We start from the raw sequence: 12620 nt of genomic DNA, 5'->3' as shown, positions 1-12620 counted from the left end.
GTGGGGAGAGATGCCCGTGGATGTCGATGATCACGTGTCGGTTCCCGGTTTCGGTGCGAGGGCGCGGGTGACCGCGGCACAGTCCTGGTCGCCCAGTCCCTGCTCGGTGGCACGGACATGGGTCTCCGCCGCGGCGTTCGCGAGCGGCAGGGTCAGGCCGACCGCTGCCGCCTGCTTGGAAGCGAGCATGAGGTCTTTCGCCATCAGCCGCAGCCGGAAGTCCGGCTCGTCGAACCGGTTGGAGGCCAGCCGGCGGGACTTGAACGCCATCACCGGCGAGGCGAACCCGCTGCCCGCGATGGTCCTCAGGACCAGCTGCCGGTCGAGGCCGCAGGCGTCCGCCAGTTCGGTGGCCTCGGCCAGCGCCTGCACCTCGATGCCCATCAGGAGGTTGAGGAGCAGTTTCATCCGCATGCCGGAACCGAGTGCGCCCAGATGGACCACCTCCTTCCCCAGCGTCCGAAGCAGCGGGTGGGCGGTGTCGAACGCCCGCTGCTCGCCGCCGGCGAAGAGCCGCAGCTCCCCGTCGCGCGCGTGGTCGCGGTTGCCCAGCATCCCGACGTCCAGGACCGCGGGGAGTTCACCGGCGATCTGGACGACCTCCTCGGGGGCGACGGTGCTGGCGCAGACGAGGACGCCCGGGTAGGGGCCCTCGGCCAGTACGCCGCCCGGCCCGTGCAGCACGGCGCCGAGGGCCTGTCCGTCGGCCACGACGCAGAGGGCGGCGCTCGTGCCCGCGACGGCGTCGGTGGGGTTGGCGGCCACGTAGGCGCCCGCCCGGGCGAGCGGCGCGGCGCGCTCCGGGGTACGGTTCCAGACCCGGACCTGTATCCCCTGGTCGAGGAGGCGACCGGCCAGTCCGGCGCCCATCGTGCCCAGGCCGAGGACGGCGACGGGGCCGTGCACGGGGGGCGTCACGAGGCCACCCCCTTGGTCTCCTTGATGACGCGGAACCGCATCGACTGCCGCTGGTCGACCCACTGACGCAGCGGGGCCACCAGTTCCTGGTGCTCGGCGCTCTGCTGCCAGGCGAAGAAGTCCTCCGCCGACCGCCATTCACTGGTGATCACCCACTGGCGGGAGTCGTCCACGGGCTCACCGAGCCGTTCGACGATGTGACCGGGGGTGCCGGCCACGGACTTCCGCAGGTGTTCGTACAGGTCGAGGAAGCCCTGCTCGCCGCCCTCGATCACGCGGACCGCGAAGACGACGTTCAGCTTCTCGGCTGTCTGGCCTTTGTCGTTGGTGCCCACTGTCTCCTCCTGTGGTGAGAGCCGGAAGGACACGACACCAACGGACTCATGTCGCTCGTACGGCCGCAACTCCGAACGGGGGACGACCCAATGGGGACAAGGGATGCACAGTCCGTCATTACTCGTTTCGGGTGACTGGTCACGGTCCCTCGTGCGAGTGATCCGCGCCCGCGTCGGTGTCGGAGGCGGACACGGGGTCCTAGGACCAAGGGCTGATCGGCAATCAGAGATTCTTGCTGTTAACGTGCATCTGCAAGTGATTCGCAATAACCTCGGAGGACGTTGGACATGGCGCTGTACACGCTCCCGGAGCTTCCGTACGACTACTCGGCGCTGGCACCGGTCATCAGCCCGGAGATCATCGAGCTGCACCACGACAAGCACCACGCGGCCTACGTGAAGGGCGCGAACGACACCCTGGACCAGCTCGCCGAGGCCCGGGAGAAGGGGGCCTGGGGCTCGGTCAACGGACTGGAGAAGAACCTGGCCTTCCACCTCTCCGGGCACATCCTGCACAGCATCTACTGGCAGAACATGACCGGCCCGAAGGACGGCGGCGGCGAGCCCCTCGCCACCGACGGCGTGGGCGAGCTGGCCGAGGCGATCAAGGAGTCCTTCGGCTCCTTCGCCGCCTTCAAGACCCAGCTGTCCAAGGCCGCCGCCACCACGCAGGGTTCGGGCTGGGGCGTGCTCGCCTACGAGCCGCTGAGCGGGCGCCTGATCGTGGAGCAGGTCTACGACCACCAGGGCAACGTCGGCCAGGGCTCGACCCCGGTCCTGGTCTTCGACGCCTGGGAGCACGCCTTCTACCTCCAGTACCGCAACCAGAAGGTGGACTTCATCGAGGCGATGTGGCAGGTCGTCAACTGGCAGGATGTCGCCCGCCGTTACGAGGCCGCGAAGTCCCGCGCGAACGTGCTGCTGCTCGCGCCGTGACGCGGTAGTTCCTTTCGCACGGTGGGTCCGGGGCCGGGATTCGGGTACGCCACGGTGGGCTTCCGGGGTTCGGGGACCGCACGGTGGGGCTCGGGGGCTGGGTGTCACCGGGGGATGACATGATGACCGCGACGCGAGGAGACGGCGGCCGGACCTCCGGGATCCTCCGGAACTCCCGGCCTCCGGGGAGGGATGGGCGGGCGTGCCCAAGAGGCCGACGAAAGAGACAGCGGGGGCACCGGTGCCCTGCCGGGTCGTCGTGTGCCGGGACTGCTGCTGCGGCAGCCCGAAGGTGACCGGCGACCACGCGGCGCAGACCGCGCGGTTGCGCGCGGAGGTGCCCGTACGCATCTCCGACTGCCTCGACGTGTGCGACCAGGCCAACGTCATCGTCGTACAGCCCTCCACGGCCGGCCGGGCCGCCGGCGCGCGGCCCGTCTGGCTGGGGCTCGTCAACGACCCCGACGCGACCGAGGACATCGTCACCTGGGTCCGCGCCGGCGGCCCGGGCGTCGCGCCGCAGCCGGCCGTCCTCGACCTGTACACCTTCCGACCCCCGCGCCGGCGCGCCGAACCCTGAGCCCCGGGCGCGCCGCCCGCCGCGGACTACGTGCCCGGTCCGAGGGGAAGGCCACGCCGGGTGAATGCGGTCTCGGCCGTCCCCGCACCGCGCGGCACGGTCTGTCCGTCTCCCCGCCACCCCGCTGTGGTGGTTTCGCCTGTCCGCGCCGGCCGTCCAGGCCGCCCAGGCCATCCCGTGGTTCTCATCCCGGAGGCCGGAGCGCCCGAGCGGGGGCCTCCCCCAGCGGGCGAAGCGCACCGAGCGGCAGCTTGGCGGGGACGGCGGGAGTGGTGGCTGCGCCGCGCGGTGGTGCGCTGTTCCGTCGTAGCCGGAACTCGTTCCTCGGCGCCTAACCGGCCCCCGGCGCGGACAGTGGGCGGCCGAGCCGCAGGTTCCACCGCCCGGCCCGGCCGCTGAGTTCGGTCACGGTCAGCGGCGGCACGTCCAGGCGCCAGAAGACCACGGCGGGCATGTCGAGCGCCGCCACGACCGCGGCGCGCACCACCTCCGGCTCGACCACCGCGAGCGTACGACCCTCCACGGGCTGCGCGTCGGCGAGCCAGCGCGCGACCCGTCCGCACAGGTCCTGGACGGACTCGCCGCCGTGCGGCGCGCACCCGGGGTCGGTGAGCCAGCGGCCCACCGCCTCGGGTTCGGCGGCCCCCACCTCGTCCAGGGTGCGGCCTCGCCAGCGACCCACGTCGAGCCCCGCCAGCTCCGGTGCCGGCGCACCGTCCAGGCCCAGGGCCGTGGCCGTCCCCGTACAGCGCGCGCTGGGGGAGACCAGCACACGGGCGGCCGCGGAGGGCAGCGACCCGGCCGCCGCGCGGGCCAGCGCCGCGCCGCCCTCGTCGAGCGAGCCGCCGTCGTCGAAGCGGGCCTGCCGCAGTGACCCGCTCAGGGCGGGCGAGACGAACAGGACTCGGCTGGTCACGCGGTCGCTCCTGTTGTGGATGGGGCACCGGCGGCGACGGTCCGGAAGTCCGGAAGCCCGGAAGCCCCGAGTGCCGGCGGGTGCCAGGGGGTGGCGGGTGGCCGGGTCCGGCCTCCTGTGGCCCCCGCCCTCGCGAACCTAGCACCCGGGCCCTCCGTACGGGCGGGGCGCCCGCGCCCTGCGCCACACAGGGCAGGCCGGTCTCCGTGGCCGTGCCCTCGCCGGCCCCCGCGCCGACGGCGACCTCGGGCCGGGCGCCCCGGGAGCCGGTGACGTCGACGGACCAGGCGGCCTGCTCGGGGCCCGGCCCGCCGCGGTCGTCGCCCAGCCGGATGGCGGGGAAAGGCCCCCCGCCACTCCTGCCGCTCCCGTGGCTCCCGCCGTTCCCCACCGGCGCCCGTGACGGCGGCGCGGCCGTCCGGGGTCGGATGCCGGGCACACCGACCGGGGCGGCGCGCGCTCCCGCCGTCCCGGTCGGCGCCCGTGGCGACGGTCGGCGGCGCGCACCCGCCGTCACCGGGGCCCCGTACCCGCCCGTCTCCCTGGCCCCGCGGGTTTACGGTGGTCCTGAGGGCTCTGTTCGGTCGTCGAGCGCAGCCCGGACATCCGGCTGGACCTCCGGCTCCGCCGGACCGTACCGCTCCTGCTCGTCCGGGGGGTGCCATGAAAATCGAAATGATCCAGAGGGCCGCCGACGTGCTCTTCGACGTGCCGGACGACACGCACGAGGAGATCATCACGCTCATCGACGCGGTCACCCGCGACTCCCGGACCCACGCACCGGACCTGGCGGCCGCTTTCGGGGAGTGGTGCTGGCTGGTGTACACGGTCCACGGCGACGTCATCGAGGTGCTGGACGTCGGCTGCGCCCGCTGACCCCGGCCGCCCGCTGCCCGCGTTTCGGCGCGCGCGGCTCCGGGAACCCGGTGCCGCACCCGCGGAAATGGGGGTACGCCGTGCCCGACACCCACCAGGCCGGCATCCGGAGCCAGGCCCTCCCGCTGACAGGACCGGCGTCGCTCGACCCGCTGATGGAGCGCATCGGCGACGCACGCTACGTGCTGCTGGGCGAGGCGTCCCACGGCACCGCCGACTACTACCAAGTGCGTGACATGCTGACGCGCCGGCTCATCGAGGAGAAGGGCTTCTCCTTCGTCGCGGTGGAGGGTGACTGGCCGGACTGCCAGGCCGTGCACCGCTCCGTTACCGCGGCGCCGGGCGCGCCCGAGGACCCCGGAGAGGTGCTGGCCGGCTTCGACCGCTGGCCCACCTGGCTCTGGGGCAACACCGATGCCGCCGCGTTCACCCGCTGGCTGCGCCGGCACAACGAGGCACTGCCGGCCGAGCGGCGCGTCGGCTTCCACGGCCTGGACGTCTACAGCCTGTGGGAGTCGCTGCACGCGATCCTCGACCACCTCCGCGCCCACGACCCCGACCGGGTGGAGCACGCCCTGGAGGCGTACCGCTGCTTCGAGCCGTACGCCGGGGAACCGCAGGCCTACGCGCTGTCCACGAGGTACCTGCCAGAGGGCTGTGAGCCGCAGGTCGTCTCCCTGCTGACGGAGCTGCGGCGGCGGGCCGCGGGGGCGGCCGGCGGGGACGGCTCGCCCGCGGAGTTCGCCGCCCGGCAGAACGCCGAGGTGCTGGCCGGAGCCGAGAGCTACTACCGGGCCATGGTCGACAGCGGGCCGCAGTCCTGGAACATCCGTGAGCACCACATGGCCGACACCCTGGACCGGCTGATGGACCACCACGGCCCGGGCGCCAAGGCGGTGGTGTGGGCGCACAACACCCACATCGGCGACGCCCGCGCCACGGACATGGCCGACACCGGCATGGTCAACGTCGGTCAGCTGGTGCGCGAACGCCACACGGGCAGGGGCGTGGTCCTGGTCGGGTTCGGCTCGCACTCGGGCACGGTGCTCGCCGCGGACGCCTGGGGCGGCGTACCGCGGACCATGGACGTGCCGCCCGCCCACACCGGCAGCCTGGAGGACCTGCTGCACCGGGCGCTGCCGGAGGAGCGCGCGCTGTTCGTCTTCCCCCACGTGCAGCTCCAGCACCCGCACGCCACCGGCCGGACCGAGTGGTTCCACGAGGAGCACGGCCACCGCGCGATCGGCGTGGTGTACCGGCCGCACGTCGAGCAGGTCGCCACCTACGTGCCCACCGTCCTGGCCCAGCGCTACGACGCCTTCTGCCACCTCGACCGCACCCACGCGCTCACCCCGCTCCGTCCCGTGGCCGAGGACAGCCGCGAGAAGCAGACCTGGCCCGTGGGCGTGTGACGGCGGGGGCGTCCGCGGTACAGGCCGGCGTAGGAGCCGCCGGCGTCCCGCCCCACCACACCCGCGACCACCGGAGGTCACCGGACCGCACCCCCTCCCCGCCGTTTCTCCTCGCCTCCCGAGGGGCACCCGGAGCCGGAACCCGGGGGGACACGGGCCGCGCGGCGGACGGACGGCAGGAGGGCACCGTGAGGCTGGCGGAATTTCTGGCTCAGGTCCGGGACCGCGGGGAGTACCGCAGTCAGGAGGAGGCCGAGGACATCAGCGCGGCGGTGCTGGGTGTGCTCGCGGCACGGATCACCCCGGAGGAGGCCGACGACCTGGCGGCGCAGTTGCCCGCCCCGCTGGACGACGTGCTCCACGGGGAACGGGAGGGGCCGCGGTCCCTCGCCCGCGAGGAGTTCCTGCGGCGCGTGGCCCAGCGGACGGGCGCCCGACCGCGGACCGCGGAGTGGGACGCCAGCGCGGTGCTGTCCACCGTCGCCGACGCGGTGCCCGGCGACGAGGTCGACCACCTGCTGTCGCAGCTGCCGGGCTCCTACGCCGACCTGTTCGGCCGGCCGGAACCGAGCTGACGCGTGGCCGGGCCCGGGACCGGTGGCAAGCGGTAGGTTGTGTGTGATCACACTCAAGTAGCCCGAACACGGGGTCGGTTCGGCGGCCGGGCCGGTGCGACACGATCGAGGCGGGAGGCGGCGGCCCTTGCGTGCCATGCGGTTCGAGCGGTTCGGCGGTCCGGAGGTCCTGGAGGAGGTCGAGGCGCCGGACCCGGTGGCGGGGCCGGGCGAGACGCTGGTCGAGGTGGAGGCCGCGGGCGTCAACTTCGGCGACATCAAGGACATCGCCGGTGAACTGACCGAAGGCCCCCACGCGATGCGGGGCCCCCTGCCGCGCGTCCCCGGCATGGAGGTCGTCGGCCGGACCGCCGACGGCCGGCGGGTCCTCGGCTACGTCCGCCAGGGCGGCTATGCCGCGAAGGCCGCCGTCGCCGACCGGGACCTCGCCCCGCTGCCGCGGGGGGTGGGTGCGGGGGAGGCCCTGGCGCTGCTCGTGCAGGGCCTGACCGCGTACCACCTGCTGAGGTCGGTGGCGCGCCTGCGGGCGGGGGAGAGCGTCGTGGTCCACGCCGCCGCGGGCGGGACCGGCAGCCTGGTGGTGCAACTGGCCCGCGAGTTCGGGGCGGGCCGGATCATCGCCACGGCGTCGTCCGAGGAGAAGCGGGCCTTCGCCCTGGAACTCGGCGCCGACGTCGCCGTCGACGGTGCGGCGGAGGGCTACCGGGAGCGCGTCCTGGACGCCAACCGGGGCCGCCCGGTCGACGTCGTCCTGGACGCCGTAGGCGGACCCGTGCTCGACGCCGCCCTGGACACGCTCGGCTTCCTGGGGCGGCTGGTCACCTACGGATCCTCGTCCCGGCAGCCCGCCACCCCCGTGCCGCCGGCCGGCCTCGCCGTGCGGAACGCAGCCGTCGCCGGCTTCTGGGTGACTCCGCTCCTCGCCCGGACCGGAGCGGGCGGTGCGGCACTGGAGGAGCTGATCGATCTCACCGCACGGCACCGCCTCCGGCCGCTGGTCGGCTCGGAGTACGACTTGGGAAGCGCCGCCGCCGCCCACGCCGACCTCCTGGGCCGCCGCACGAAGGGCAAGCTCGTCCTGCTTCCCTGAGCCTGCCGTCCCTAGGCGGCCTGGGCCTTGTCGTACAGGGCCTTGACCACGTCACCGAAGTACGGCCCGAACATCCGGTTCGGCAGGAAGGTGTAGCCGAAGCTGTTCACGGAGACCTGCAGGCCGGTGCCGGACGCCTCGGTGAAGCCGGTGAACCAGGGGCCGCCGCTGGAGCCGCCCGTCATGTTGCAGCCCAGGCTGTGGTCCTGTGAGAACAGGAAGTCCTTCGAGCTGGTGCCGCTGCAGTAGACGAGCTTCGTGCCGTCGTACGGCGACGCCGCCGGGAAACCGAAGGAGTACATCGGCTTGGTGTAGCCGCCGTTGAACTGGATGCCCTGGGCGCCGACGACCGAGGTGAGGGTCCTGCCGTTCAGGGGGCTGACGACCGCGGCCCCGACGTCGTAGTTGATGTCCTCGCTCGCCTCCCACTGCGGGGTGGTGAGCGTCGTGGCCGCGGTCCACTGGCCGTACGGCGCGTTGCCGTTGTCGTAGCCGGGGACGAAGACCCAGTTGGTGTGCCAGCTGCCCTGGTACTTCACGCAGTGCCCGGCCGTGATGACCGTGCTGGCGTTCTGGCTGGTCACGGCGTTGCCGGTGCAGGAGGCGGTGCGCCCCTGGAAGGTGAAGAACACCCGGCCGGAGGTGGTGACCACGGCGCCGCCGCCGGTCCACGGGCCACCGGCCTGTGGGAAGGAGGCGAGGGCGGCGCGGGTGGCGCGGGGAGCGCGGGTGGGTAACACGGTGGTCGAAGGCCCGTGCGGCACGGGGGACTTGAGCCGCTCGGCCGTCTTTCCGCTCAGCAGCAGGTCGAGGGGGGTGGCGCCGCGCATGCGGTCGGCGGTCCAGAAAGCGCGGGCCTCGTGCTGTGCGGCCGCCGAGGCGGTGTGGGCCGCGGCCGACGGCGCGGAAGGCGCCGCGCCGGCGGCCCCGGCCTGGACGAGGCCGCCGGTGAACAGGGCTCCGACGGCCAACAGAATGCCCGCGGCGGTGCGATGGCGTCTCACGCAGGTCTCCTTCTGCCGTGCCCCGACCGGTCGGGTCCGGGCAGGGTGGGGGAACGAAGAACGGTGCGGATGGACGTGCGTGAGGCAGAGTGCCACGGGACACTCGAATTGTCAGGAGCACGTAAAGGACGATTCCGTGGGACGCGGGTCAGCGGCCGCGCCGGCGCAGCAGGAGGTCGGCGACGACCGGGCGGTGGTCCGAGGCGGTGGTGGCCCGCGTCCGCGCACCGGTGACGGTGACGTCCGGGGAGACGGTCACGAGGTCGATCCGCCTGACCGGGTCGACCGCCGGGTAGGTCCTGCCCCCGTTCGCCGCCGCGTCGGCCAACACGCCCCACAGCCCGGCCAGTTCAGGGGCACCCGGCTCGGCGTTGAAGTCCCCGAGGAGGACCTTCGGGCCCGCGTCCTCGGCCAGGACCGCCAGCATGTCGTCGACCTGGGCCCGCCGCACGGAGGGGTCCGTACGGTAGTCGAGGTGGGTCGTGTACACGTGCACGGCGGCGCCCCGGACCCGGACCGTCACCTCGGCGAAACCCGGAGCGGGTGCCGGCACCGGATCCGGGGTCTGCGTGGACAGCCGGGTGATCTCGTGGTTCTGCGCGTCCCGCACCGGATACCGGCTCAGCACGGCGACCCCGTACTGCCGCCGCTCCCCGCCCGCCGTCGCGGGAGGGAGGTCGTAGATCGGCGCGAAGAAGACCCGCATGCGCAGCCGTACGGCCAACTCCCGGGCCTCGTCGGCGAAGTCGCTCCGGGCGCCCCAGTGCACGTCGACCTCCTGGAGGCCGATCACGTCGGCGCCGAGGGCCCGGACCGCCGCCGCCGTGCGGTCGAGGTCGAAGACGTTGTCCTCGCCGGCTCCGGCGTGGATGTTGTAGGTCGCCACGCGCAGCGGGACGCGTGCCGCGGCCGGTCCGGTGCCGGCCGCCCGGTCCGCCGCCGAGGCGCCCGGTGCCAGGGCGCCCGCCGCTGCCGCGCCGAGCGCGGCGGTGACGGCTAGCACGGCGGTGAGCACACGGCGGGCGGGGCGTCGGGGTGTGCGTTCCACTGAATCCTCCTACGGTGGGCCGGTGGGTGTGCGGGGTCTCAACGCACCGGTGCCGGCCACGCAGGGTTGTCCTGGTGCGTGAAGGTCGCACGGTGGTGGAGCCGGTGCGGTCGGCCGCACGCCGGAGCGGGTCGTCCGGGCCGGGGACCCCGGCTCCACGCTCTCCAGCGCGACCAGCGGACGAGCGTGCACCCGGGCCGGCCCGGGTGCCTCCGGCGGCGATGCGCGGAGCGCGCCGACGGCGTGGGGGAGGGGGCGTCCGGCGTCGGCCCGGCACAGCGGCGCCACGGCCTTCCGGTCCGGCTCCACCGCCTCGCCGCGGGGACGGTGACCAGGTCCGCGCCCTGTCCGGCGATGAGCAGCGCGCCCCGCAGCACGGAACGAAGACACCGGAGAAGCCCTCCCCGCCGCCCCCGCCCCGCCGTACCTCGCTGACCATCGGCTCCCCCGCCGTACGCCTGCCCCGTCCGGGCATCATGCCCGGCGGGGGAACCGGTTGACCACCGAGGCGTCGAGTTCCGGAAGCGCTCCTGACCGGCGGGCGGCCGGTCGAGGCCGTGCCGGTTTCGGGGTACACGCGGGGTAGGGATCAGGCGGCCGGCGGGCGGGCGTCGCGAGGCACGCCGCCGCGAACACGGTGACTATGAAGGGACACGGCGACGGCGAAGAGGGCGCGCCGTCGAAAGGACGCGGGCGAGGCGCCGACGCGGCGCGTCCTCCCACCGGGTGGGAGAGGAGCACGGGGATGGACACGACGGACACCTCGCGACCCGGCCGGGGCCGCCCCCTGGCCGGTGCCGGCACGTCACCCACCGGCCTGCTCGACCTGCTGAGCGTCGCCGCGGTGGTGCTGGACACCAACGGCCGCGTCGTGTTCTGGAGCCCTCAGGCGGAGGAATTGTTCGGCTACACCGCGGCGGAGGCGCTCGGCCGGTTCGCGGTGCAACTGCTGGTCGACGAGGAGCACCGGGACGAGGTCATCGCGCTGTTCGCCGAGGTCATGGGGTCCGGCACCGACTGGGCCGGGGCCTTCCCGATCCGGCACAAGGACGGCAGCACCCGGCTGGTCGAGTTCCGCAACATGCGGCTGCTGGACGACCTCGGCGACACCTACGCCCTGGGTCTGGCCGTGGACCAGGCGACCGTGGCCCGCGTCGAACGGGGCGTCGCCCTCTCCGCACGTCTGGTCACCCAGTCCCCGATCGGCCTCGCCATCCTCGATCCCGGCCTGCGCTACCTGACCGTGAACCCGGCGCTGGAACGCATCCACGGCCGCTCCGCCGCCGACCACCTCGGCCGGCGGGTCCGTGACGTCCTGACCTTCCTGGACGCCGAGGCCATCGAGGACCGGCTGCGCCGGGTCCTGGAGACCGGGGAGCCGGTGACCGACCGGCACGTCGTCGGCCGACCCACCTCCGATCCGCACCGCGAACACGCCTGGTCGGTGTCGATGCACCGGCTGGAGGACGGGGCCGGCCGGGTGCTCGGCGTGGCCACGTCCGTCATCGACATCACGGAGCGCCACGAGGCGACCATCGAGGCGACGCGGGCGCGGAACCGGCTCGCCATGATCGCGGGTGCCTCCGCCGCCATCGGTTCGACCCTCGACGTGGAACAGACGGCGCACGAGCTGGCCGGCGTCGTCGTACCGGACCTGGCCGACGTCGCCACCGTCCACGTCCTCGACAGCATCCTGCGCGGGCGCACCCCCTCGGTCGCCGGCCCCGCCCGGTTCCGCGCCGTCGCCGTCGCAGCGGCCCACGCCCCCGAGGCGCACGTCACCGACCCGCCCGGAGAACTCGTCCGCTACGAGAGCGACCGCCTGCTCACCCGCTGTGTACGCACCCGCCGGCCGGTACGGGTCGCCGAGACCACCCGCGACGACCTGCGGCACATCGCCCGCAGCAGCGAGGCCGCCGCGCTCCTGGAGAGCACGGGCGTCCACTCGTACCTCGCCGTCCCGCTGCTGGCCCGCGGCGAGGTCCTGGGCGCCCTCAGCCTCGGACGCACCGGCAGCCCCGCGCCCTTCGACGAGGACGACACGCTCCTCGCCTGCGAGCTGGCCGGACGTGCCGCGACCTGCATCGACAACGCCCGCTGGTACCAGAGCGCCCGCAACACCGCCCTCACCCTCCAGCGCCGGCTGCTCCCGCAGCTGCCGTCCCGGCTGCCGGGCCTGGCGATCGCCTGCCGCTACCTGCCGGCCGGAGCCGCCGGCGAGATCGGCGGTGACTGGTTCGACGCGATGCGGCTGCCCGGCGACAGGAGCGCCCTCGTCGTCGGGGACGTGATGGGCAGCGGCATCAACGCCGCCGCCAGCATGGGCCAGCTGCGCAGCGCGACCCGCGCGTTCGCCGGGCTGGACCTGGACCCGGCGGAGGTGCTCCGGCAGCTCGACCGTCTGACCGAGGACGTCGAGCACACCATCGCCACCTGCGCCTACTGCTGCTACGACCCCGAGCGGGGCCGGTGCCGCATCAGCCTCGCCGGTCATCTGCCCCCGGTCCTCGTCCGGTCCGGCCGGCCGGCGCAGCTGCTCGACCTGCCGTCCGGGGTACCGCTGGGGGTCGGCGGTACGGCCTTCGAGTCGACGGAGTTCCCCCTCCGCCCCGGTGACCAGCTCGCCCTCTACACCGACGGGCTGGTGGAGACCCGCCGCGACCCGATCGACGCCCGCCTCGGCACCCTCCTCGACGCCCTGACCGCCACCGCCGACCGGGATCTGGGGGAGACGTGCGACCGGGTCCTGGAGACACTCCGGCCGCCCGGGGGCGACGACGACGTCGCGCTGCTGGTGGCGCGGGTGGAGCCCTGAGGGGGCGGGGCACGCCCTGAGGCGCCTGCTGCCGAGCCGCCACGCCCTGGCTCCCTGTCCTGCGCCGCCACGCCCTGGGGCTCCTCGTCCTGCGCCGCCACGCCTCGCCCCGCGC

At 74.1% G+C, this 12620-nt stretch carries 12 protein-coding genes; 7 read left to right on the top strand and 5 right to left on the bottom strand.

The features are described 5' to 3' along the window. Positions 1-30: 30 nt before the first annotated feature. Both ACZ7N4_RS18045 and ACZ7N4_RS18040 read right to left on the bottom strand, forming a co-directional pair. Positions 31-918 (bottom strand): NAD(P)-dependent oxidoreductase, encoded by an 888-nt coding sequence (locus ACZ7N4_RS18045; protein WP_471359283.1) that lies wholly within the window; start codon positions 916-918, stop codon positions 31-33. Beyond that, positions 915-1253, bottom strand: a complete 339-nt coding sequence (locus tag ACZ7N4_RS18040) for an antibiotic biosynthesis monooxygenase family protein (RefSeq protein WP_471359282.1) — start codon at positions 1251-1253, stop codon at positions 915-917. Before ACZ7N4_RS18040 ends, ACZ7N4_RS18045 begins: the two co-directional genes overlap by 4 nt. Positions 1254-1541: 288 nt before the next feature. On the opposite strand from ACZ7N4_RS18040, the gene ACZ7N4_RS18035 reads away from it, so the two are divergent. After that, positions 1542-2189 (top strand): superoxide dismutase, encoded by a 648-nt coding sequence (locus tag ACZ7N4_RS18035; protein ID WP_471359281.1) that lies wholly within the window; start codon positions 1542-1544, stop codon positions 2187-2189. A gap of 202 nt (positions 2190-2391) precedes the next feature. Next, positions 2392-2769: a (2Fe-2S) ferredoxin domain-containing protein gene (locus ACZ7N4_RS18030; protein WP_471359280.1), complete on the top strand. Its 378-nt coding sequence runs from the start codon at positions 2392-2394 to the stop codon at positions 2767-2769. A gap of 331 nt (positions 2770-3100) precedes the next feature. On the opposite strand, the gene ACZ7N4_RS18025 is transcribed toward ACZ7N4_RS18030, so the two are convergent. Continuing rightward, positions 3101-3685, bottom strand: a complete 585-nt coding sequence (locus ACZ7N4_RS18025) for a histidine phosphatase family protein (RefSeq protein WP_471359279.1) — start codon at positions 3683-3685, stop codon at positions 3101-3103. 675 nt (positions 3686-4360) lie between these two features. Here ACZ7N4_RS18025 and ACZ7N4_RS18020 point away from each other — a divergent pair. From ACZ7N4_RS18020 to ACZ7N4_RS18005, 4 genes are all read left to right on the top strand, one after another. Then, positions 4361-4561 (top strand): hypothetical protein, encoded by a 201-nt coding sequence (locus ACZ7N4_RS18020; RefSeq protein WP_229896029.1) that lies wholly within the window; start codon positions 4361-4363, stop codon positions 4559-4561. Positions 4562-4641: 80 nt separating this feature from the next. Continuing rightward, entirely contained in the window at positions 4642-5973 is a 1332-nt protein-coding gene (locus tag ACZ7N4_RS18015) for an erythromycin esterase family protein (protein ID WP_471359278.1), read from the top strand. Positions 5974-6161: 188 nt separating this feature from the next. Continuing rightward, the gene (locus tag ACZ7N4_RS18010; RefSeq protein WP_471359277.1) at positions 6162-6548 is read left to right on the top strand and encodes a DUF2267 domain-containing protein; all 387 of its coding nucleotides are present in this window, start codon (positions 6162-6164) and stop codon (positions 6546-6548) included. Positions 6549-6684: 136 nt separating this feature from the next. Next, positions 6685-7638: a quinone oxidoreductase family protein gene (locus ACZ7N4_RS18005; RefSeq protein WP_471359495.1), complete on the top strand. Its 954-nt coding sequence runs from the start codon at positions 6685-6687 to the stop codon at positions 7636-7638. A gap of 11 nt (positions 7639-7649) precedes the next feature. Here ACZ7N4_RS18005 and ACZ7N4_RS18000 read toward each other — a convergent pair whose 3' ends face one another. Both ACZ7N4_RS18000 and ACZ7N4_RS17995 read right to left on the bottom strand, forming a co-directional pair. Continuing rightward, on the bottom strand, positions 7650-8642 hold the full coding sequence (locus ACZ7N4_RS18000) for a trypsin-like serine peptidase (RefSeq protein WP_471359276.1): 993 nt from the start codon (positions 8640-8642) through the stop codon (positions 7650-7652). A 148-nt stretch (positions 8643-8790) separates the two neighbouring features. Next, positions 8791-9690, bottom strand: a complete 900-nt coding sequence (locus tag ACZ7N4_RS17995) for an endonuclease/exonuclease/phosphatase family protein (RefSeq protein ID WP_471359275.1) — start codon at positions 9688-9690, stop codon at positions 8791-8793. A gap of 745 nt (positions 9691-10435) precedes the next feature. Here ACZ7N4_RS17995 and ACZ7N4_RS17990 point away from each other — a divergent pair. Then, positions 10436-12505, top strand: coding sequence for a SpoIIE family protein phosphatase (locus tag ACZ7N4_RS17990; protein WP_471359274.1), 2070 nt, complete (start codon positions 10436-10438; stop codon positions 12503-12505). The last annotated feature ends 115 nt before the right edge of the window (positions 12506-12620 follow it).

It is taken from the genome of Streptomyces sp. NPDC107654 (genome assembly GCF_055639035.1).
This window is presented reverse-complemented; position numbering and strand designations above follow the sequence as displayed.